The sequence below is a fragment of the Paraburkholderia tagetis genome, assembly GCF_022213065.1.
Lineage (GTDB): Bacteria > Pseudomonadota > Gammaproteobacteria > Burkholderiales > Burkholderiaceae > Paraburkholderia > Paraburkholderia tagetis.
This window is the reverse complement of record NZ_JAKLJA010000061.1, coordinates 14,987-34,279: the sequence shown is the minus strand read 5'-3', so window position 1 is coordinate 34,279 and position 19,293 is coordinate 14,987. Positions and strand designations below refer to the sequence as shown.

General features: G+C 62.0%; 23 protein-coding genes and 1 pseudogene. 12 read left to right on the top strand and 12 right to left on the bottom strand.

The window, feature by feature from the left end; all coding sequences use genetic code 11:
* The coding region (locus tag L5014_RS35105) for a TOTE conflict system archaeo-eukaryotic primase domain-containing protein (protein ID WP_338019379.1) at window positions 1–1,192 on the bottom strand (1,192 nt) is incomplete at its 3' end.
* Window positions 1,193–1,302: 110 nt separating this feature from the next.
* Between L5014_RS35105 and L5014_RS35100 the strand changes: the two genes are divergently transcribed.
* A complete protein-coding gene (locus L5014_RS35100) occupies window positions 1,303–2,280 on the top strand; it encodes a site-specific integrase (protein WP_238468474.1) in 978 nt (325 codons plus the stop codon).
* A gap of 67 nt (window positions 2,281–2,347) precedes the next feature.
* Here the strand turns inward: L5014_RS35100 and L5014_RS35095 are convergent, their stop codons facing one another.
* Together L5014_RS35095 and L5014_RS39115 are read right to left on the bottom strand one after the other, a co-directional pair.
* Window positions 2,348–2,485 carry a hypothetical protein gene (locus L5014_RS35095; protein ID WP_238468473.1) on the bottom strand — a complete coding sequence of 46 codons (138 nt, stop codon included), beginning with the start codon at window positions 2,483–2,485 and terminating at the stop codon, window positions 2,348–2,350.
* 10 nt (window positions 2,486–2,495) lie between these two features.
* Window positions 2,496–2,789, bottom strand: a pseudogene (locus L5014_RS39115) (hypothetical protein); the annotation flags it as partial.
* A gap of 81 nt (window positions 2,790–2,870) precedes the next feature.
* Between L5014_RS39115 and L5014_RS35090 the strand changes: the two are divergent.
* The 3 genes from L5014_RS35090 (at window position 2,871) to L5014_RS35080 (ending at window position 4,059) form a co-directional block, all read left to right on the top strand.
* Window positions 2,871–3,107, top strand: a complete 237-nt coding sequence (locus tag L5014_RS35090) for a ribbon-helix-helix domain-containing protein (protein WP_238468472.1) — start codon at window positions 2,871–2,873, stop codon at window positions 3,105–3,107.
* Complete coding sequence (locus L5014_RS35085) at window positions 3,104–3,442, top strand: type II toxin-antitoxin system RelE/ParE family toxin (RefSeq protein WP_238468471.1); 339 nt, start codon at window positions 3,104–3,106, stop codon at window positions 3,440–3,442. Before L5014_RS35090 ends, L5014_RS35085 begins: the two co-directional genes overlap by 4 nt.
* A gap of 65 nt (window positions 3,443–3,507) precedes the next feature.
* Complete coding sequence (locus tag L5014_RS35080; protein ID WP_238468470.1) at window positions 3,508–4,059, top strand: addiction module antidote protein; 552 nt, start codon at window positions 3,508–3,510, stop codon at window positions 4,057–4,059.
* Window positions 4,060–4,362: 303 nt separating this feature from the next.
* Here L5014_RS35080 and L5014_RS35075 read toward each other — a convergent pair whose 3' ends face one another.
* The gene (locus tag L5014_RS35075) at window positions 4,363–4,554 is read right to left on the bottom strand and encodes a hypothetical protein (RefSeq protein ID WP_238468469.1); all 192 of its coding nucleotides are present in this window, start codon (window positions 4,552–4,554) and stop codon (window positions 4,363–4,365) included.
* A gap of 258 nt (window positions 4,555–4,812) precedes the next feature.
* Here L5014_RS35075 and L5014_RS35070 point away from each other — a divergent pair, with 258 nt between their 5' ends.
* Window positions 4,813–5,169, top strand: a complete 357-nt coding sequence (locus L5014_RS35070; RefSeq protein ID WP_238468468.1) for a hypothetical protein — start codon at window positions 4,813–4,815, stop codon at window positions 5,167–5,169.
* On the opposite strand, the gene L5014_RS35065 is transcribed toward L5014_RS35070, so the two are convergent.
* Window positions 5,166–5,507, bottom strand: a complete 342-nt coding sequence (locus L5014_RS35065; RefSeq protein WP_238468467.1) for an H-NS histone family protein — start codon at window positions 5,505–5,507, stop codon at window positions 5,166–5,168. The two genes, L5014_RS35070 and L5014_RS35065, sit on opposite strands and share 4 nt — an antisense overlap.
* A gap of 554 nt (window positions 5,508–6,061) precedes the next feature.
* Between L5014_RS35065 and L5014_RS35060 the strand changes: the two genes are divergently transcribed.
* Window positions 6,062–6,673, top strand: coding sequence for an H-NS histone family protein (locus L5014_RS35060; protein WP_238468466.1), 612 nt, complete (start codon window positions 6,062–6,064; stop codon window positions 6,671–6,673).
* A 775-nt stretch (window positions 6,674–7,448) separates the two neighbouring features.
* Window positions 7,449–7,586, top strand: a complete 138-nt coding sequence (locus tag L5014_RS35050; protein ID WP_238468476.1) for an HHHH-motif protein — start codon at window positions 7,449–7,451, stop codon at window positions 7,584–7,586.
* A 500-nt stretch (window positions 7,587–8,086) separates the two neighbouring features.
* Here the strand turns inward: L5014_RS35050 and L5014_RS35045 are convergent, their stop codons facing one another.
* The 4 genes from L5014_RS35045 to L5014_RS35030 form a co-directional block, all read right to left on the bottom strand.
* Window positions 8,087–8,560, bottom strand: coding sequence for a hypothetical protein (locus L5014_RS35045; protein WP_238468465.1), 474 nt, complete (start codon window positions 8,558–8,560; stop codon window positions 8,087–8,089).
* Window positions 8,561–9,190: 630 nt separating this feature from the next.
* Window positions 9,191–9,385, bottom strand: coding sequence for a DUF1289 domain-containing protein (locus L5014_RS35040; protein ID WP_238468464.1), 195 nt, complete (start codon window positions 9,383–9,385; stop codon window positions 9,191–9,193).
* A 3-nt stretch (window positions 9,386–9,388) separates the two neighbouring features.
* Window positions 9,389–10,654, bottom strand: coding sequence for a CDF family Co(II)/Ni(II) efflux transporter DmeF (dmeF, locus tag L5014_RS35035; RefSeq protein ID WP_238468463.1), 1,266 nt, complete (start codon window positions 10,652–10,654; stop codon window positions 9,389–9,391).
* A gap of 7 nt (window positions 10,655–10,661) precedes the next feature.
* Window positions 10,662–10,934 (bottom strand): metal/formaldehyde-sensitive transcriptional repressor, encoded by a 273-nt coding sequence (locus L5014_RS35030; protein WP_009691845.1) that lies wholly within the window; start codon window positions 10,932–10,934, stop codon window positions 10,662–10,664.
* 304 nt (window positions 10,935–11,238) lie between these two features.
* Here L5014_RS35030 and L5014_RS35025 point away from each other — a divergent pair, with 304 nt between their 5' ends.
* From L5014_RS35025 to arsB, 5 genes are all read left to right on the top strand, one after another.
* Window positions 11,239–11,826, top strand: a complete 588-nt coding sequence (locus L5014_RS35025) for a TMEM165/GDT1 family protein (protein ID WP_238468462.1) — start codon at window positions 11,239–11,241, stop codon at window positions 11,824–11,826.
* A gap of 167 nt (window positions 11,827–11,993) precedes the next feature.
* Window positions 11,994–12,317: an ArsR/SmtB family transcription factor gene (locus L5014_RS35020; RefSeq protein WP_238468461.1), complete on the top strand. Its 324-nt coding sequence runs from the start codon at window positions 11,994–11,996 to the stop codon at window positions 12,315–12,317.
* A 12-nt stretch (window positions 12,318–12,329) separates the two neighbouring features.
* Window positions 12,330–12,806: an ArsI/CadI family heavy metal resistance metalloenzyme gene (locus tag L5014_RS35015; RefSeq protein ID WP_238468460.1), complete on the top strand. Its 477-nt coding sequence runs from the start codon at window positions 12,330–12,332 to the stop codon at window positions 12,804–12,806.
* 23 nt (window positions 12,807–12,829) lie between these two features.
* On the top strand, window positions 12,830–13,324 hold the full coding sequence (locus tag L5014_RS35010) for an arsenate reductase ArsC (protein ID WP_238468459.1): 495 nt from the start codon (window positions 12,830–12,832) through the stop codon (window positions 13,322–13,324).
* 22 nt (window positions 13,325–13,346) lie between these two features.
* Window positions 13,347–14,417: an ACR3 family arsenite efflux transporter gene (gene arsB, locus L5014_RS35005; protein WP_238468458.1), complete on the top strand. Its 1,071-nt coding sequence runs from the start codon at window positions 13,347–13,349 to the stop codon at window positions 14,415–14,417.
* Between the two features lie 895 nt (window positions 14,418–15,312).
* Here arsB and L5014_RS35000 read toward each other — a convergent pair.
* The 3 genes from L5014_RS35000 to L5014_RS34990 all read right to left on the bottom strand — a co-directional run bounded on the left by L5014_RS35000 (window position 15,313) and on the right by L5014_RS34990 (window position 19,242).
* Complete coding sequence (locus L5014_RS35000) at window positions 15,313–16,407, bottom strand: ferritin-like domain-containing protein (protein WP_238468457.1); 1,095 nt, start codon at window positions 16,405–16,407, stop codon at window positions 15,313–15,315.
* Between the two features lie 51 nt (window positions 16,408–16,458).
* Window positions 16,459–18,399 carry a hypothetical protein gene (locus tag L5014_RS34995; RefSeq protein WP_238468456.1) on the bottom strand — a complete coding sequence of 647 codons (1,941 nt, stop codon included), beginning with the start codon at window positions 18,397–18,399 and terminating at the stop codon, window positions 16,459–16,461.
* Window positions 18,400–18,462: 63 nt separating this feature from the next.
* Complete coding sequence (locus tag L5014_RS34990; RefSeq protein ID WP_238468455.1) at window positions 18,463–19,242, bottom strand: VOC family protein; 780 nt, start codon at window positions 19,240–19,242, stop codon at window positions 18,463–18,465.
* Window positions 19,243–19,293: the final 51 nt, after the last annotated feature.

Sequence of the window (19,293 nt, the reverse complement as noted above, 5' to 3'; positions counted from 1 at the left end):
CGCGCCCAATGATGCGTGGCTTGTCCCATACGCTGAAGCCGCGCGCCTGGGCCCGGTAGAACTCCGGATTCTGGAAGGCGGCCAGCCGGATGAGCCGGTTGAGCAGTGCCTGCGGAAGCTGCGCCTTTTCAAGATAGAGCTGGTTCGCGAGCGTCAGTGTGAGCGACGCCGGCATCGTTCCGGCCAGCCGCTTCGGCTGCGCGGGCGGTGGCTTCCACGGTTCGGCCTGGTCCTCCTCGGCGATGAACGCAACGTCGAGCGGGTGCGCACCGCCCGTGGTGCGAAAGATCACCCCCTCGATGTCGCGGCTGTCCATGGTTTGCACGGACGCGAGATACGACCACTGGTCAGCGTACGGCTGAAAGCTGTCATCGACAAACACGCTCCAGCCATGCTCGCGTGGCTGCTTCTGCAGCGGCAGGGCAATGAGGTTACCGAAGCCGCCTTTGGGCAGCACATCCTGGTTCGGGAAGAGCCGGTCGTAGGACGTCAGTTCGAGCTGACGGGTCCGGGCACAGGTGTGGCTGATGAGGGCTGAGCCCATCCGTCGCACGTCCCGTGCAGCGACGGCCGACGAGAAGAAGATCCAGGCGTGCGCGCCATTGCCTGATCGCGAGATTTCGAGCGATACGGGCACGTCCATCTCGAGGCAGGATTGCCGGAACGCCTGCGCATCTTCACGCCAGCCTTCCTCGTCGAAGTCGACAGCGAGCAGGTAGCAGGTGCCGTCCGGCATCAGTGGATAGAGGCCCACCGTGCGATCGCCGGCCAGGTGCGTATAGACGACCTGGTCGTCCAGCGTCAGCAGTACACGATGACCGCAGTCGGCGCACCGGATGCGGGGCTTTTCGCAGATCCCGGCGCGCCATTCGTTGGCGCACGCCGGCGCGTAGCCGGATTTTCCGGAATTGCGGCTTTCCCAGCGTAGTGGATAGACATCCGTGCGGCCGCGAAACAGCCGCCGGAAGAGCTTTACCTTCTGCTCGGGCGAAAGTACAGGGGCGCCCGTGTTTCGCACTGCTGGCGATGGTTCGTTCCGGGCCACCCGCACGGGCTTTGCCTGCGCCTGCAGCGTTGCCGGCAGCAAGGCGGTGAGCCGCGCGATTTCGCCCTGCAGGCGGGTGAGCTCCGCGAGCAGCTCCTCGCGGGTGAAATTTTCCCAGTCTGCCTGTAGCAGCTTGCCTTCGTTCATCGCTTCACCGGCCGAAACCCTGGCTCCCATCGGGCACGCCGGCTGGCGCACACGTTCGTTGTTGCATATCATCGTCTCCGATACAGATCACCTGATTTTACCCACGAGCCATGTCTGCCATCGTTCGCTACGTCGAAGCCGCGACGCGCGAAAACACCCGGCGCAGTTACCAGTCGGCGCTTCGGCATTTCGAGGTTGAATGGGGCGGTTTTCTGCCCGCGAGCGCTGACATGATTGCGCGGTACCTTGCCGATCACGCAGAAACCCTGTCGGTCAGTACCCTGCGCTCGCGCCTTGCAGCGCTCGCGCAATGGCATCAGACGCAGGGTTTTCCGGATCCGACGAAGGCCCCACATGTGCGCAAGGTTCTCAGAGGTATCGTCGCGCTGCATCCCGCACGCGAGAAGCGGGCGAAGCCCCTGCAGCTCGCGCAGCTCGAAAAGCTCACGACCTGGCTCGATCAGCAGATCGCCAGGGAAGCCGACGGGCGCGAGCGTTTCGCGTGCATTCGCAACCGGGCGCTGGTGCTGCTGGGTTTCTGGCGCGGTTTCCGCTCGGACGAACTCAGTCGGCTGCGAACCGAGCACGTAGCCGTTGAGGCGGGCCGCGGCATGACGTTGTACCTGCCGCGCACGAAAGGCGACCGCGCGCAGCAGGGCACGACCTTCAAGGCCCCGGCGCTTTCACGCCTGTGTCCGGTGATGGCCTGCGAGGCGTGGATTGCGGCGTCCGGTCTGACGGAAGGACCCGTGTTCCGGAGCATAGACCGCTGGGGAAACATCAGCGACGAGGGACTGCATGCGGGCAGCTTCGTGCCGATGTTGCGTGCGCTTTTCCAGGCGGCAGACCTGGCCGCGCCGGACAGCTACAGCAGCCATTCGCTACGGCGGGGCTTCGCAACGTGGGCCAACTCGAACGGCTGGGATCTGAAAATGCTGATGCAGTATGTTGGCTGGAAAGACGTGCGTTCCGCGATGCGCTACATCGACTCGGCCGATCCGTTCGCGCAACACTGCATCGAATCGGCACTCGCAAGGCCAGGCACAGACGTGCAGGAGCTACCCGTCATCGCATTGCCTGCAGCATAGTTGCTCGATCGAGGCGTCACTCCACGCTCCCCTGACGGATACGTACCGGCGAAGATCCGCTGCAAGCTCAATCGCGATCCGGACCCGCCAGATCTTCATGGCGAAGCGTTTCGAGCGGCCGCAGCGCATCACGGATCGATAAAAGTCCGGTGACATGGTGATCGATCTGGTCAAGCACGCCCTCGATCTGTTCGACAATCGACACGCTCCGGGTTGTTGCTGCCCGTTTCCGGCAGGCCGACTATCGCGCAGTATTCGGGCAACTGCTGCTCACACTGTCGCCATGGGATCAGGTGGTCGCGATAGTCGGCGTAGGCATAGGACCCGGACACGCACAGATCGCCGACGCGCAGTTCCTCCGGCGTGTACGAGAACACGCACAGCTCAAGACAGTGCCGGTTGGTCGGCGCCCCTTCACCGTGGGAGCGCCGCACAAGCCGCACAAGCTTGCGCCAGCGCGCCGCTGCGAAACTCAGGTCCACATCGGCATTGACCCATTCGCGGCGTAACGTCTCCTTCCCAGTCGTAACTGATCATCTCCGGAACGACGATTTTGGCAAATTTTGCCAAAATCTGATAGACTGGTTCGCATGGGCACGATGAACATTTCCCTCCCCGATTCGCTGAAGGAATACGTCGACGAGCAGGTCGGCGAGTGCGGCTACGGCACGAGCAGTGAATACGTCTGCGAACTTATCCGTAAGGATCAGGATCGCAAGCGCCTGCGCACGATGATCCTGCAGGGAGCGACTTCGGGTCTCGCGGATCCGGCTGATTCCGACTACTTCGAATCGCTGCGCGCCCGTGTGCGTATTTCGCGCAAATGACGGCCAAGCCCGTCATCCCGACCCGGCTGGCCAGGCAGGACGTAGAAGACGAGCTGACCCATTACCTCGTGGACGAAGGCTCGGAACAGGCAGCGTTCGGGTTCATTGCGGAGATCGAGCAGGCGTACGCGCATCTCGCAAAACACCCCAACATCGGCTCTCCCCGTTACGCGTATGAGCTGGACATACCGGGCCTGCGCTTCTGGTCCCTCGATCGCTACCCGCATCTGATCTTCTACATTGAGCGCAAGGATCACGTCGAGGTCTGGCGCGTGCTCAACGGCAAGCGTGATATCCCGGCGTGGCTGTTGAGCGATGACAGCGAGTTCCATTGACACCATCTGCACGGCACAAAGCCCGCGAGCCATCTGGCATTTGCGGGCTTCTTCATTTTCAGACCATGGCGAAAGCAAAAGCGTTTGACGCAGGAGACTCCCTGACCGACGAAGAGGCCATCCTCCGGCGCTACCTCGCACAGTCGTTCGAAGCGGGCGACCCAGCGTTGTGCCTGCAAGCGCTCGGCAATGTTGCGCGGGCATTGGGGGGGAGGGACATCGCGCACAGCGCAGGGATGACGCGCAAGGCCTTCGAGCGGACTTTGACCGACAAGCATGTCGGGTTCGGTGCCATCGCACGCATCGTCGGCGCGATGGGCTACAAGTTGACCGTCCAGCGAACCATGCAGCTGAAGGCGCCAGACATCTGGCAGATTTCAGGTGCACGCTACATCAGGAAAGCGGGGAAGCTCCGCGTCGAATTCGCGCTCGGAGTCCGGTATCACATCCCGATCACCAGGTTTCCGCAATTCGCCGCGCTTGATCGCGAGCCGACCGCGCGTGACCTGAAAGCGGTCAAAGTGTCGCCCAAGGGGCGCAGCGTGCAATTCCCGCGGCTCGGTGTAAAGGTTCGCATCGCAAACGTCCGACAGGCAATCAGTGGCGGGAGCGTTTGATGGGCCGCCTCAATCGCCGCTACGTTTGACGCTGCAATCTGCGCGCATCGCCGGAGGACGGCTTTCTCCCAATGTGATGATGGCTGGTTTGCGTTGCATTGCCGTTGGCCACTGACAGCTTCGCCTCTCTGACCTGTCGAGACTGTGCCGCAGTGGAGAGTGTTGCAACTAACAGTTGCTCATCCTATATTCAGACAACGCCTGACGGCGACTACAACCGCGCGTGGCAATGGGGCTCGCGGAACCTCAGGCCGGTCCTCCGGGCGCAACGTTCGTGAAGGGCCGTGATCCAGCGGGGGCCGTCTAGAGAAGTCTGAGGTTGCGGATCTGGCCAATGGACGGCGACCGTTCCATGATCAGTCTGGTGACATATTCAGCCAGCAGTGCGCGCGGGATGTTCGCAGGCACGTGAGCGACGACCTGTGATGGAACGAGAACGACGAATTCGTCCGGTGCGGACGCGAGGCTGTGCTCGTAACTGACGCGAACTTCCATGGCTGGTTCGTTTGGGTAGCGGATTGGCGGCGCACAGCATGGGTACCGGGCTGCGAACAGGTACTGTGGGGAGTGTAGCGTGGGTTGGGCCACGCCGAGGGGCGTCTGCACCGGCCTGGCATGTCCGCGGCCGGTGGTCTTCAGGCGCGCGCGTTTTGCGCAGGCGGCCATACGGATAGGGGTACCGGTGCTTGGAGGCACGTTGCCGCGTTCAACGACGATAGCCAATCGTTCAGTGATGACGGGTGGGGCGAAACGATGACGCTGATGGATGACGAGACGAAAGCGGAGCTGCTCGCTTTCCTGGTGATGGGGCAGCTTGTAACGTTGGCCCGTAGTGGTGACTGGTTGAGGACGGACCATCTGATCGAGTCATCCTGGATCTGGCTGGGTTCGAACGGCGCGCAATGCGACTGGCTCACCCGCGCCCGGCTGGTCGCCGCCGCCCGGGAGCTGGCTCCGCAGGTGCGTGACTGGCCTTTTCCAAAAGATGAGACGGGCCTGCTGCGGCTTTTCAATCTGCAGTCAAGCTGGTTCCTGAACTACCGGACCGAAATCGTGCAAAGGCTGCACGCCTTCTGCGCCGCATATCTGGAGCAGCACAGCACAGGCTAACCCGGAGATGCCAGCGATTGCATGTCTGCGGCGAGGCGGGTGCCGGCAAATGGATCGCTGCGCCAGTCGACGCCGCCGGGCTTGCGCGGCTGCTGACCGGGCACCCCGTTGACGGCGAAATGCTCGAGCGACTGGCCGGCGCTCATCGCCTGTTGAAGCCACTGCGGGATTTCACCCCTGCCGTCCCAGGTTTCCCCTGCGGCGTTGCGATAACGTATTTCGTTCTGTCGCCGCTGGTCACGTCCGATGGATTCAGCGAGATCGTCGGGTTCGATGCCGAATTCCGCCATTCTCCGACGCAGATACGCCACCATGCTGTCCCGTTTGCGCTCGTCCACGCTTCTTTCCCTTCCAGTCTCTATTCCGGCCATCTACCGGCATCCATTGCCACAAGCACCGTGCCACCAGGATAACACGCGGGGGCCGCTTGAAGCGCTTCGGCACAACGCTTCAGCGATTGGCGGCCATTTTATTGGGGCATTCGGCCGCTCGCATATCGCGGCGGACCCTGATCAAGCTGAAGAAATCATTCCGGCTGCCGATGAGGATCGCGTGACGTGCGACTTCGGGTCCCGGGACAGGAATCGACCAGATATCGTGTCTGCAGGCGTTTAGGGACAGCGTGCATTCATTTCCGGTGATGCATTAATCCCGAAAAAGAAAAAACATTTCCGGAGAAAGCACCCACGTGCAGGCGTGAACTGAGTGTGCGAACTGATCGCTGGACCGCTCGATAGCCAGTCCCGGGGCTTTCAGTTTGCACGTGTGGATTATTGACGCGATAATCAGCGGCGCGATGATGGCGTCAATGGTGACAGGCCAGAACGAACTTCGATGTACCAGGGAAGTTTCAGGATCGCATGAATCAAAAACCCGATAAGGAGGGATGGCAATGGTTACTCTGGATGCGATCAACGTGAAGATAGCAAAACTGCAGAAACAGGCGGCAATGATCGCTGAAAAGCAGTCGTCGACCGGACTGACCAAGATCCGTGACCTGATGCACAAGCACGGACTGAGCGTTGCGGACATCGAGAGTTTTGTCGGGAAAAAGCGCGGCAGGAAACCATCTGCACTCGCTGCGAAAGGGGACGTGAAGGCTCCCCGGGCAAGCGTGCATCACGTCGAACCGAAATATGCCGACCCGAAGACGGGAGCGACGTGGAGCGGCCGCGGGCGTGCGCCGGCCTGGATCAGCGATGTGAAGGACCGCTCGAAATTCCTCATCGAAGCGGGTGCGGGTACGAAGACGAAGTCCGCCGGTGCAAAAGCGGCGCCTGCGGAAAAGGCAACGGTGAAGCGCGTTGCTGCGAAGAAGGCCGTCGCGAGGAACGCCCCCGCGAAGAAGGCACCTGGGCGCCGCGCCGCATCGCCGGCAGACGGTATGCGTGCCCGCAAGACTGCGACGCCCGCAAAAAAGGCGGCGTCCCCGCGCAAGGTTGCGGCGAAAAAAGCACCGGCTGCGGTTGAAGTCGCTGTCACGCCTGAAACGGCGGCCCAGTAAACCCAAATCCGTCGTAGCCGGCGAGCGCTCGCCCTGGCCGCGCCGGCCCGCTACGACGGATGTGTGCACGGTGCAGCCGGCAGGGACTCACCCCTGCGGTGATTCTTCCGTTGCGTGCACGATCCCGTGACGCAATCCACCGCCCGCGTGCATCGTTGACGGGCGATTCAGGCGAGGCAACCGGCACCTTCCGGATCGCCAGCCAGCACGTCCACGTACCGATCGGCGTCGTCCCAAAGTCACTGTCATTTCCCGGTGGTACCCGCTTGAGGAGGCGGCACGTGGCAACGTACAGGGAACGGAAGCAACACATGGCCGAACTTGAGATTCAGATGACTGGCGCCCGTCAGGCGGAGTTTCAGACTGTTCCCGAGGATTTCCGGGCAAGGGGCGTGGAGTACGGAATCACGGGGCAGGAGATTTCTGGCCGTCGCCGCGGAGAAAGTCCCATTCCGAAAGGCGTCTCGTCCGCAAAGTATCGTGACCCGTAGAGCGGCGCGACCTGATCGGGGAGGGCTCGCGCACCCAACTGGATCCAGGACGCCCAAAACCGCGACCGATTTCTGGTTTCGGGCTGAATTCCGGCATCGTGCGGGTGCGCATCTTTTCGACCCGTTGCCTTCGCATCCCGAAGCCCGTGTTCACTATTGCCTGGTCATCGGCCGTTACACCGTTTGCGTCGTGTCACGCGCGCTCTGTAAACTCGCTGGCAGGTATTGGCGTTAACACATTGGCGGCCAAATGGTTGGCCGCTGTTTCGTGACAGGGAGAAATGATGAAATACGTTGCAAAGACACTGACCGTGATGGCCGTCGCACTGGCCGTTCTTGCACCGGCACTCGCCGAGGCGCATTCCCACAAGGTCTGCCACTGGGATCACCACCATCACCGCGTCTGCCGTTGGGTGAAGTAACGGGCGGCGCCTTTTTCATCGCGCTCCGCGGGGAACGTCTTCGCCGTTCCCCGCGCCGTGTCCGGCGCTGCAGGCACACCTCCATGGCCGGCCGTGCCGATTATCCGGCCGGATAGTCGGGCAGGTCATGGACGGTCGCGAGGCGCGCTGCCTGCCTTTCGAACCCGGTGCGATGTTGATGTGTGGGCGGTTCGCGTGGCGCGCGTGGTGACGCAGCGATGTCAGGGCGGGCAGCAACCCGGCCTCATTCAGCGGGGCTGCCCGCGCATTCACCGGAGCACGATATCGTCCGCGCAGTGGAGATTAACCACCGACGATGCAGACAGTCCCGTCGAGCATCTATGCGTGGCCCCGCTGAGACAAAGCTGCACCGTGCTCATGAGACGCGCCAGGTTGTGGCGACCGCGCAGCGGTGGTATTCATCACGCCACGGAAATGGCAGGGGCTCCTCCCAAACGGTCCGGGTGACGGGGCTTTTGCGCCGCACTCGGTGCCGCATGTTATCGAGGATTTACCGGACTCTTGCGAACGTTGGTGGAAGACGGTTCGTCGTTAGTGGCCGCCGCCATGAGCCTTTCAAGATGATCGCTGGCCCTGGCAAAGATCTCAAGACGGACCGCACCGAGCATGCGATCATATTCGTTTACAACCTGAGTGATCGCTTCCACCAGCGTATCGCGGCAAGCGCATCGTTGCGCGTCATCGAACTCGACAAGGAGCTCGCCGAGTTCGCGCTCGACCCGGCCGAAAAGTTCGATCGCAAGCTGCCCGTATCCGGCCCGTGTGACGAATGCCGTAATCAGGCAGATCTGCAACAGATGGTTGATCTGCGAGCGATCGGTTTCGCCGCTGCGCAGCCTCTCAAGAATGAGTCTCGTGCGCAGTATGAGCGTCGCGGCTTCCTTGCGGGCCATGGGAAGCAGCAGCGTCTTGACGCGAGCCGCGGACTGCCGTTGCGGTTTTCTGTTGGGCATGGAGGCTTCCGGAGTGCCTGATTGTCGAGCCGATCCTAGGGCCTTTACCGCAGTTTCGAGGGGCGCTGGGGCGCGGCTCGGCTAATTTGTCGAAGGTTCCCATTTTCGCATTGCGACTGCCCCATCTGTGGCACCCGCCTGAACCGCGTCGCCGCGACGGCAGATTGCGGTCGTCGGCACGGACGCCTGGCGAAGGTCGTCACGCACGGTGTGCGCTGGCACTGTCCGCTCCGGCCGCGCTGCGTCGCGGCACAGGTGAACGCGTGATGGGGCTTCAGGGCGTCTGGTTCACGAATGGCGCGCGGGTATCGGGTGCTTGCCCGGAACTTTCGCCTGTTGTGCGATCGCGTGGTCCCATAATACGTAACCTATATGCGTCTCGTTGCCCCGGGGGGGCGTCGCCCCGGCAAATCGGGCTGCGGGCGGTCGCGTTGAAGCGGGACAGGCATTCTTGATGGTTCCGCTGTAATGTCAAGATTCGCAGGGCGAACATCCGGGTGTGCGCGCACGACGTCAATCGCGTTGGCAGTTGCAGTCGGTTGCGCAGGGCAGCGTCGCTCTGGCCCAAAACTGAATGGGTCATATCGTCGACCCTTCTCGGTCATCGGCCCTGGTCGGGTGAACGGCCGTTCACCGCCCCGGATTTGCCATTGCCCGCTTGACCCGGGTCTCTCGCCGGGATCGGTCGTTGATGACTTGATGGTGCCGATGGTCGGTCATCTTTTTCCAGTCGCGGATTTCCTCGCGCGTGCGCAGGCAGCCGATGCAAAGGCCGGTCTTGCCGTCGAACGCGCAAACATCGATGCACGGCGATTTGGCTGCCATTGCTCAGGCCACTGCGCGGGTCGGGTTGACTTCGACCGTCACATGGGAAAGACCCTTGAAACGCGTGAGTGCTGCGTGGTAGAAGCTCGGACTGCGTTGGGTATCCGGGGTGGCGACCGACACAACAGCGCTCATGTGACCCGGGCCGACGCGCCATACATGAAGGTCAAGCACCGTGTCGCCGTTGTCCTCGATGACGTGGCGTACGTTCTCGGCCATTTTCCGGTCCGGGTTCACGTCGAGCAGAATGCCACCCGTATCGCGCATCAAGCCCCACGACCAGTTCGCAATCACCAGCGCGCCGATCACGCCCGCGAGAGGGTCCATCCAGAGCCAGCCGAATGCGCGGGCGAGCAGGAGGCCAATAATCGCCAGCACCGAAACGGCCGCGTCCGCAATGACATGAATGTAAGCCGAGCGGATGTTGTGGTCGCGGTTTGCGGCGGCGTGGGCGTCGTCGTGATCGTGCTCGTGTTCTTCAAATGCGAGGCGATGCTCGCCGTCTGGCAGCCGGACAACGGCCGCGAATGCATGCGGCTCCGGAATATCTTCTTTCGACTCCAGATAGCCGCCGCGGTCGGCGAACGCGAAGGTCTGGCGCGTGCCGTCGAGGCGAATCGTCGTGACGGAAACTGCATCGGCCGAGAGCGTCGAAGCCGCGGTTTGCGGCGCAATGCGAAACACGGGCGGCACGCCATCCTCGAAGATCGACACGGCAAAGACACCGGCGCTGCCGAAGATGTGCTGCACCTCGTCCTCATGTGCATGGTCGTCGTGATGGCCATGCCCGTGGCTATGGCCATGGTGGTCGCCGCTCAGCAGCCAGACGCTGGCGAGGTTGACCAGCAGGCCCAGAACGGCGATAGGAATTGCCTGACCGAAGTGGATCGGTACGGGCGAGAAAAAGCGTGAGACGGCTTCATACGCGATCAGCAGCGCAATCATCGCGAGCACGATCGCGCTGGTGAAGCCCGCAAGATCCCCCAGCTTGCCGGTGCCGAAGACAAAACGGGGATCGGTCGCATGCCTGCGCGCGTAGGTGTACGCGAGGGCCGCAATCAGCATCGCGCCCGCGTGCGTCGACATGTGCAGCCCGTCGGCGACCAGTGCCAGCGAACCAAAGAGGCTGCCGCCGACAATCTCGGCCCCCATCATGGCACTGCACAGCGCGATGACTATCCAGGTCCTGCGCTCGTTTTCCTCATGGGCGGCGCCCAGGAAGATGTGGTCGTGTCCCGCCCCGAAGGCGGCGTCTTCAAACTTGCTCATGCTTTTCTCACTTGAAGTAGCTGTGGACTACCTCGATTAACTGTTCGGTGCCGCTGCCATGTTCGTCGTCCGGCTCGGCGTCGACCAGATGGGTGCGAATGTGGTCCTCCAGCACGACGGCGAGCAACCCGTTCATCGCACCCCGACAACTGGTGACCTGCTGCAGCACTTCCATGCAGCCGCGCTCTTCCTCAAGCGCACGCTCAATGGCTTCAACCTGCCCCTTTATCCGGCGAATGCGGTTCAGCAGCTTCTGTTTCTCGCGAATCGTATGGCTCATGCCCGTTCTCCCGTTTGCGGGCGCAGTGTAGCGCATATAGGGTAGGGGGGTATACCAAAATGTGCTTGCTGCTTCGGATGGGACGCCCTTATAATCGCGGCACTCTTCGGGGAGTAGCCGCTCCGGATGCGGCTCCGGACGCGATGTCCGGGGGCATATGTCAACATACTTGTCGGCCTGACGGCGACATGGCGTGTGCAGCGCAAGCCTGGCAAGACCGATGACGTGCATCCCTAGCTGAGACCGGGTCGCAGGGGTGCGTGTCATCGCGTGTTGACTGCGCGGCCCGGTAATAACAAGCCCCATGGAATCCTTCCTCGTCTCGACCAGCGTGGTCGCCCTTGCCGAAATTGGCGACAAGACCCAGCTGCTCTCACTCGTTCTCGCGGCCCGTTATCGCAAGCCCATTCCGATCGTGCTCGGCGTTTTCGTCGCGACGCTGGTCAATCACGGGTTCTCCGGCGCGCTGGGCGCGTGGCTCGCGAACGTCATCAATCCCCATGTCATGAACTGGGCCGTTGTCGCGTCATTCGCGCTGATGGCCATCTGGATTCTGATTCCAGACAAGCTGGACGAGACGGATGCCGTCACGAAGGGACATATGGGCGTGTTCGGCACGACAGTAGTGACGTTCTTCCTTGCCGAAATGGGTGACAAGACACAGGTGGTGACGGTTGCGCTGGCCGCGCGCTTCCACGAGTTTTTTGGCGTCGTCGCGGGAACCACGCTGGGCATGATGCTCGCCAACGTTCCGGTCATTTACCTTGGTCACAAGTTTGCCGACCGGCTGCCGACCAAGGCCGTACACGTGGTGGCGGCCATTATTTTCGTGGTCCTGGGAGGCTTTGCGCTCATGACAGCGCTCTATCCTGACGCGCATCCGATGTTCTGACCCGTTGAAGCGGACATCCTGACAACGACTGCACATGCGCTGTCGAGTGTGCCGGTCAGCGACCGCTCCCCTGAATCGCCTTTCGACCTGCCGTTTTGGCCGGTCGAGGGGGCCGTCAGTTGCAACAGTGGCTTGCTTCCATATGATATTTATAATATATTGGAAATATGGAAGATAAAGACGTGATCCGCGCCCTCGCGGCGCTTGCCCACGAACTGCGCCTGCGTGTGTTCCGCATGCTGGTCGTGACCGGCCCGATCGGCTTGACGCCGGGCGCCATGGCGGAACAGCTCGGTGTTCCCAACGCGACGCTCTCCTTTCACCTGAAGGAGTTGATGCACGCGGGACTGGTCACGCAGGAGCGCGACGGGCGCAGCCTGATCTATCGCGCTGCCTATGACCAGATGAGTGCGGTGCTTGGCTTTCTGACCGAAAACTGCTGCCAGGGGCAACCTTGCCTTGAGCCTGGAGCGGGCTCGTGCAAATGCTGACGGAAAACCACCATGAAGCGGTTTCACATCCACGTCCACGTTGACGACCTCGCAGCCAGTGTCGCGTTCTATTCGAAGTTGTTCGCCGCAGAACCGGCGCGCATCGAGGCGGATTACGCGAAATGGATGCTGGACGATCCACGCGTGAACTTTGCGATTTCAACGCGCGGCGCGAAGGCCGGTGTGGACCACCTCGGCTTCCAGGTGGACGATGCGGCTGAGCTTGCCGTACTCGCAAAGCGGGCTGAGGCTGCGGACATGGCCCTGCTCGACGAGGGCGAGACAACCTGCTGCTATGCGCGCAGCGACAAGCATTGGGTTCTCGATCCGCAGGGTATCGCCTGGGAACACTTCCATACGCTGGACGGCGCTCCGGTATATGTCGAGAGCAGGCAGGCGTCGCCCTCGACAGGAGCAGCGTCCTGCTGTGCTCCGGGCGGCAAACCCGTTGGCATCCCTGTTAAATCTGCCGGTTCGGCCTGTTGCTGATCGCGTTGCCCGCTGATAACACCATGACCACGAACGTACTCATTCTCTGCACGCACAATTCCGCGCGCAGCGTGCTTTCCGAAGGCATGCTGAACCACTGGGCGAAGAAGCTTGGCGAGGACGTCCGTGCGTACAGCGCGGGCAGCGCCCCGAGCGGTCGCATCAATCCGTTCGCGCTTGAAGCGCTGAAGAACGCAGGTATCGATACGGAAGGCTATCGCAGCAAGAGTTGGGATGAATTCGCGCAGGACGGCGCACCGCAAATGCGCATCGTCATCACGGTCTGCGACAGCGCTGCGGCCGAACAGTGTCCGTTCTGGCCGGGAAGCCCTGTCAAGGTTCACTGGGGCTATGCCGATCCGTCAAACGCGCCGGGAGGCGATGAAGGCAAGCGGCACGCATTCGAACTCACACGCGAAGCGATCGGCTACCGCATGCTGCAACTGCTCGCGCTCCCACTCGAAAGTCTGGACAACACTGAACTGCAGCAGTCGCTGGACGACATCCTTCAGAGCTGAATCCGTTCCACCGAGTCACCCCATGAACACTCCCAATGTTGCCGCTTCGGGGAAGTCGCCCGCGAAACCGGCCATCAGCTTCTTTGAGCGATACCTGACCGTGTGGGTCGCACTGTGCATCGTCGCCGGCATTCTGCTTGGGCAGGTGCTGCCTGGTGTCTTCCAGACGATTGGCCAGATGGAATATGCGCACGTCAATCTGCCGGTCGGGCTGCTGATCTGGGTGATGATCATCCCGATGCTCGTCAAGGTCGACTTCGGCGCGCTGCACGAGGTGCGACAGCACGTCAGGGGGATCAGCGTGACGCTCGTCGTGAACTGGCTCGTGAAACCGTTCTCGATGGCGCTGCTCGCATGGCTCTTCATCAAGCACCTGTTCGCGCCGATGCTTCCTGCAGATCAACTCGACAGCTACGTCGCGGGTTTGATCCTGCTCGCAGCCGCGCCCTGTACGGCGATGGTGTTCGTCTGGAGCCGCCTGACCGGCGGCGATCCGCTGTTCACGCTCTCCCAGGTCGCGCTGAACGACAGCATCATGGTGGTCGCGTTTGCGCCGCTCGTCGGCCTGCTGCTTGGCATTTCCGCTATCACGGTGCCGTGGGCGACGCTGCTCACGTCCGTCGTGCTCTACATCGTGATTCCGGTCATCCTCGCGCAGATCCTGCGTAAGGTGCTCCTTGTCAGGGGGCAGGCAGCGTTCGATGCCGCGATGGCAAAGATCGGCCCATGGTCCATCACCGCATTGCTGGCAACGCTGGTGCTGCTCTTCGCGTTCCAGGGCGAAGCCATCCTGAAGCAGCCGCTCGTCATCGTGCTGCTCGCTGTGCCGATCCTGATCCAGGTGTTTTTCAATTCGGCGCTTGCCTACGGGCTCAATCGCGCGGTCGGCGAGAAGCACAACATTGCCTGTCCGTCGGCGCTGATCGGCGCGTCGAACTTCTTCGAACTGGCCGTCGCCACCGCAATCGGTCTGTTCGGCTTCCATTCAGGGGCCGCGCTCGCGACGGTCGTGGGCGTGCTGATCGAGGTGCCCGTCATGCTGCTCGTGGTGCGCATCGTCAACCGCTCGAAAGACTGGTACGAGTGCGCATGACGAATATGGAAACGATCGTAAGCGATGATTTCCGCACACCGAATAGAGAGAGACCAAGGCGAACCCGCAAACCCGCGCGAACCCAGTCATCACCTGGGGCCCGGACTCACGCCTCAAATCCGACGCACTCCTAGCGAATCGCCTTATTGCAACAGAAACTGAGGAACTGGTTGAACTGCTCGACGCGCTGCTGTCGCCTTCATTCATATCGCCGCTTGCGGCCGCGGGGCCAGAACCCACGGCCATCCGAGGCGAACGAGACACGCAAGAACTATGCGAAGCCGTTTAATGATGATTTGCTCTCTGAGAAGCTCGCAGGAAGTCCCGCACAGGGGCACCAGCGAGACATTGGCCGCGCTATTGGCGATGACGCCGATCTGCGGATGCATGGCGGACGCGCGGCTACATCGCGAACGCAGGCGTCAACATAGTCATTAACGCGGCGCGCCGACGCCTTATTCCTCATGCGCAATAACGACGTCAATTCAGTTGAGGAGGCTCGCATTTTCCCCAGTGCACAAGTCGATTGCGATTTGGTTACGATCTGACGACTTGACTCGCACTCGGGATACGCATGGCAGACATCTTTGGCGGACCGATCCTTCGTAGGAGTGGGGATCTGTTTTTTAACTACGTAAGTGAAGAACGGGTCTTTATGGTGCGCGTGACGCGCGAATGTCTGGCAGAGGGTTTGGGCTAAGATGGATCACGCGAGGGCGACGATGCCGCATTGCGAACCGGCAGAAAGAGAATTCTGGCTGTGGTCGAGATTAAAGCACGCTTGGGCGCCAGTTCACCCATCGAGGTTTTGGCGACCGACTTCTAGTGTCGTGCTCAGTCCAAAAGAAGCGGGAAACGTTATCTGATTCCCGCGTACCTGCCATTCAGCCCGTACTCACGGCGCCATGTGTGTCAGCATGAACGGCGGCGCGGCAAAAACGGCCGATGGCGCCGCGCCGACCTGGAACTGCATCACCTGCTGCGCGACAAGCTTCAGTTCGAACATGATGCCAAGCGCCGCATCAAGTCGTTCTGGCTTGCCGTTGAACGTTTGGTCCAGCGCCACGAGCAGGCTCCGGTACGCCTCGTAGAACTGCTTGCCGGCGATGTACGCGCCGCTGCCCTCGGGATAGTCGCTCAAGGCGGCGTTCGGGAACAGATTGACGATGTTGCTTTCGTCGAGCGGAACCGGCTCGCCCGTATACGACCATCCAGAAGGGTTCGCGCCATCGGGCACGAGCCGATGCCCGTAGAAGATTTCCCCGAACTTGAAGTAGTGTGCGTAGTTGCCATCCGGGTCCGCTTTCGGATTGATCTTGTCCTCCCTGATCTGCAAGCCTTCGCCCTGGCGCACGATCGTTTCGAGCACCGCGCGCGCGGATTCGAGCGACGACACCTTGCCGTCCGGGAAGCGTTGGATTTCGGGCGGAAACCATTTGCTGATGTCGATCTGCTGTTCGAGCCGCGGATGTGCGAAGATCGGCTGCCCGGCGGCAACGAGTTCCGCGAGCTTGTCGATCAGCGCCGCATAGAAGTCGCCGATGGAGTCGTAGCTGGCCTGTGCATCGGCGAGCAGCCGGGTCTCGCCGGGAAGGATCGCTTTCGTGGCTGGCCGCTCGATGGCCATGAACACGTTGCCGACCTGCGGCTTCGTCAGCGAGCCCAGCGTGACGCTCAGGCCTTCGTCGATACACATCGGCAGCGGGCCGGGATACTGGAGCTGCTGTGCGATCTTGAGCAGCTTCGGGTTGCCGCCGATCGCAATCAGCGTATTGCCCGCGAGCGTCATGTGGAGCATTTCCTCGACCACGATCGAATGTACCAGCGCGCGCGCTTCACGATTTTCCGCCTTGATCGAAAACAGCGCGGTGAGGTAGGGCGGGATCGTCGAGAGTTCGAGCGACATCGCGCCGCTCAGCATCGTCTGCACCTCTTCGACATTATCGGCCGCGCGCAGACGGGCGATGAGTTCCTTTCTGATCTTCAGCATGGTGAATCATTCCTGTTCAATAAGGGGCGGTGACGGGTCTGCACGCCGCCTTCAGCTCTTGCTGCCGATGCGTCGCGTGGCGATGCCCGTGAGGTCGGGCGCTGCGCCGCGGTCCCCGGCGAGCTCGCGCAACGGGCATCGCTTGCCGAACAGCACCTGGCGATCCATTGTTTTGCCGGTACGGTTCATCACATTGCGGAAGTAGTTGATGAGCATGCGGCGCTTCGTGGCCGACAGATCCCGCGTGACCGGCATCTGGTCCGGATCGTCGATGGTCTTGTTGAAAACGAAGTGCATGACGAACGCGGCGGAATCCGCCACTTCCTGCTTCGAAAAATCGAACAGCCCCTGGCTCATCACCGGGTAGAGATTGGCGTACTGCTGGAGAATGGGCTGCACGTCCTCCCAGCGCGGGTTGTCGAGATCGATCGGCTCGTCACGTGCCGGAAAGGTGCTGAAGACCACGATGGCCAGCTTGTCGTATGGCTGCTGGATGGCCGTGTTGCCGCCCGCGAAGTTGTACGAGACCACATAGAGTTGGCCGTCGATGTAGCCGCGCGGATTGCCCATCGATTCGGGGCCAGTGATCGCGATGCGCGCCACGCCGCGCTCGTCGGTCTGCGCGCGCTCCGGTGTCAGTTGCAGGCCGCCGGGGACGTTGTTGACGGGCAGCAGCGCCCGGGGCGTCGCGCCGGCTTTCCCGCTCGCTGGCGTGTTCGAGTAGTCGGGAGCGGGCGAGCCGATCCAGAAGTCCAGCTTCTGATGCGCGCATGGCTCGCCGTAGCGGGCCGCGTAGAGGCTGGTTTGCGTACGGTTCTGGACGAGATCGTTCGGGTCGAGCTTGAAGGTGAACGCATCCGCGCGAACCTCAAGACCGTGGGGCGCTTCGCGCACGCACACGGTTGCGCTGCCCGAGCCGTCAACGGCCTGAACGATGGCGAGCGGCTTGCCGCGCACCTTTTGCAGTAGATTGCCTGGCAGCGGCAGCGACTGAAGCCCACCTTCGATGTCCTGCAGGTTCTGTGTCTGATCAACGTTGCCGAGAGCGATGTAGCCGTCCTTCGTTAATTCGGCATCCTGCGTAACAGATTCGTCGAGGAGTACCGCGAACTGCAGCGGCTGGCCGCTCACCGGCGCGATCTTGTAGCCTTCGCCCAGCGGCAGCGCGTTGCTGAGATCGACGTTGAGCGAGCCCGTTTGCTCATCGACGAACGACGAGAAGCACCCGATGCCGTTGCCGCTGACGAGGTCGCCTGCGCCGTTCGACGTGGTGGGCATGAAGCGCCGCCCCAGAATGAACGAGCGCGGCTGACTGGCCTTCGCGGGCCCGATGTTGCCGAGGAGAATGCCATAGCCGAAATCAGGCACGAGTACGCCGTTCTTCTTCACGCGCTGCTGGTAGCCGTAGGTGCTCAAACGGATCGACACCTCGTCGCGTTCCGAAGCCGAGCGCAACTGGTCCAGCAATGCGCTTTTCAGGTCGCGATGCCAGACGATGTTGGTCAGGACCGACTGGAACATCGCCGACGCGCCACTGTCGCCACCGGCGGTGGAGCGCGTGAACCAGAGGTCGCGAAACGGATTGCTCTCGTAGGCGGCGGTCATGATCGGCAGCCCATCGGTCCCGATCAGCGACACCTCGAGCCCGTAGATGTTCGACGCGAGCTGCCAGTCCGTGTCGAGGTCGACGAGCTTGCCGGCCGGGCGGCTGAGCGAATTGCCCACCGTGCAGCCGATCAGCGGATCGGATTGAGGGTCGGTCAGCAACTGACCGGTCAGCCCTCGCAGGCTCTTTACCGTGCAATCGGTGAAACGCATGATCGCGGTGCCGGTCGGATTCCACCAGCCGTTCATCGCGTCCTTGCTCTGAAACTCCTGAAACGACGCTTCGAAATGCTCGTTGTCGAAATGGCGGGGATCGTTGTTGACGGTCGAGACGTCGGCCTGAAACTTGCCGGTGAACGCAAACCTCGGGAATTGCAGGTAGCTCATCTCTTCTCCTGATAGGAATGCCGCGGTGTGCCGCAATCGCAGGCGTTCTGCTTCCGGTGGTATTCAGAATGGCTTGATCAATCCGATCGTGTTGCCTTCGGGATCCTTGACGATCGCGAACGTGTAGCCGTCCACGCTGACGGGATCGACATAGCGCTGCCCGCCGTGCGCGAGCACGCGGGCGATCGCGGCCTCGAGGTCGTCGACGCGCAGATAGAAGTTCTTGCCGGGCTCGTAGCCGGGCGTGTTCGGCTCGGTCTGCCCGATGCCGCCCAGCAGCGGGGTGACGCGCGCCGGGAACGGGATGTACGCGAAGCCAGCGGTGCCGGTCGAGTATTGCCAGCCGAATACGTCGCTGTAGAACGCCTTGAGCGTCGCCTGGTCGCTCGCGATGATCTCGAACATCACACTGGGATGCTGGTTGGCTGCCGCCTCGACGGCGCCCATGCCAGAGACAGGGGAAATCTGCGTTGTCCGAACGAATCCGGCACGTGTTTCGAGGAAATCGACCGTCATGAAAGGCTTGCCGTCGGACTGGACGAAGAGATTCCCGTGATGCTGCACGAAGTTCGTGAAGACGGGGCCGTTTACGTGACGCTGGAAGGCGTCGGCATTGCGGTAGGTTTCGAAGAACAGCACGTTCAGCGGATCGACGGGTGGCAGCGTCTGTAACGGCTCCGTGCCGCGCCAGGGGCGGTGGACGAGGTAGGTCAGCGTGTCGGGTTCCTCGCGCTCGACGTCGTGCGCGAGTTCGCGCAACGCGGCGTCGGCGGCCTCCTCGCATCCGGCGCGGATGAACCAGTTCGAGGTGAGGCTGACGGTGCGGACATCGTTTGGGCTCATGGCGTTTCCCTCTACTTGTAGTGAATCGGCTGGCGCGGCGGCGCGCCGTAT

Coding starts and splice junctions, on each gene's coding strand:
- L5014_RS35075 (WP_238468469.1), bottom strand. CDS start 4,554: ATGGAAGTTCGCGTCAGTTACGAGCACAGCCTCGCGTCCGCACCGGAC.
- L5014_RS34990 (WP_238468455.1), bottom strand. CDS start 19,242: ATGAGCCCAAACGATGTCCGCACCGTCAGCCTCACCTCGAACTGGTTC.
- L5014_RS35040 (WP_238468464.1), bottom strand. CDS start 9,385: ATGGCAGCCAAATCGCCGTGCATCGATGTTTGCGCGTTCGACGGCAAG.
- L5014_RS35085 (WP_238468471.1), top strand. CDS start 3,104: ATGACGGCCAAGCCCGTCATCCCGACCCGGCTGGCCAGGCAGGACGTA.
- L5014_RS35000 (WP_238468457.1), bottom strand. CDS start 16,407: ATGCTGAAGATCAGAAAGGAACTCATCGCCCGTCTGCGCGCGGCCGAT.
- L5014_RS35045 (WP_238468465.1), bottom strand. CDS start 8,560: ATGCCCAACAGAAAACCGCAACGGCAGTCCGCGGCTCGCGTCAAGACG.
- L5014_RS35050 (WP_238468476.1), top strand. CDS start 7,449: ATGAAATACGTTGCAAAGACACTGACCGTGATGGCCGTCGCACTGGCC.
- L5014_RS35080 (WP_238468470.1), top strand. CDS start 3,508: ATGGCGAAAGCAAAAGCGTTTGACGCAGGAGACTCCCTGACCGACGAA.
- L5014_RS35015 (WP_238468460.1), top strand. CDS start 12,330: ATGAAGCGGTTTCACATCCACGTCCACGTTGACGACCTCGCAGCCAGT.
- L5014_RS35025 (WP_238468462.1), top strand. CDS start 11,239: ATGGAATCCTTCCTCGTCTCGACCAGCGTGGTCGCCCTTGCCGAAATT.
- L5014_RS35030 (WP_009691845.1), bottom strand. CDS start 10,934: ATGAGCCATACGATTCGCGAGAAACAGAAGCTGCTGAACCGCATTCGC.
- L5014_RS35100 (WP_238468474.1), top strand. CDS start 1,303: ATGTCTGCCATCGTTCGCTACGTCGAAGCCGCGACGCGCGAAAACACC.
- L5014_RS35090 (WP_238468472.1), top strand. CDS start 2,871: ATGGGCACGATGAACATTTCCCTCCCCGATTCGCTGAAGGAATACGTC.
- L5014_RS35070 (WP_238468468.1), top strand. CDS start 4,813: ATGACGCTGATGGATGACGAGACGAAAGCGGAGCTGCTCGCTTTCCTG.
- dmeF (WP_238468463.1), bottom strand. CDS start 10,654: ATGAGCAAGTTTGAAGACGCCGCCTTCGGGGCGGGACACGACCACATC.
- L5014_RS35060 (WP_238468466.1), top strand. CDS start 6,062: ATGGTTACTCTGGATGCGATCAACGTGAAGATAGCAAAACTGCAGAAA.
- arsB (WP_238468458.1), top strand. CDS start 13,347: ATGAACACTCCCAATGTTGCCGCTTCGGGGAAGTCGCCCGCGAAACCG.
- L5014_RS35010 (WP_238468459.1), top strand. CDS start 12,830: ATGACCACGAACGTACTCATTCTCTGCACGCACAATTCCGCGCGCAGC.
- L5014_RS34995 (WP_238468456.1), bottom strand. CDS start 18,399: ATGAGCTACCTGCAATTCCCGAGGTTTGCGTTCACCGGCAAGTTTCAG.
- L5014_RS35020 (WP_238468461.1), top strand. CDS start 11,994: ATGGAAGATAAAGACGTGATCCGCGCCCTCGCGGCGCTTGCCCACGAA.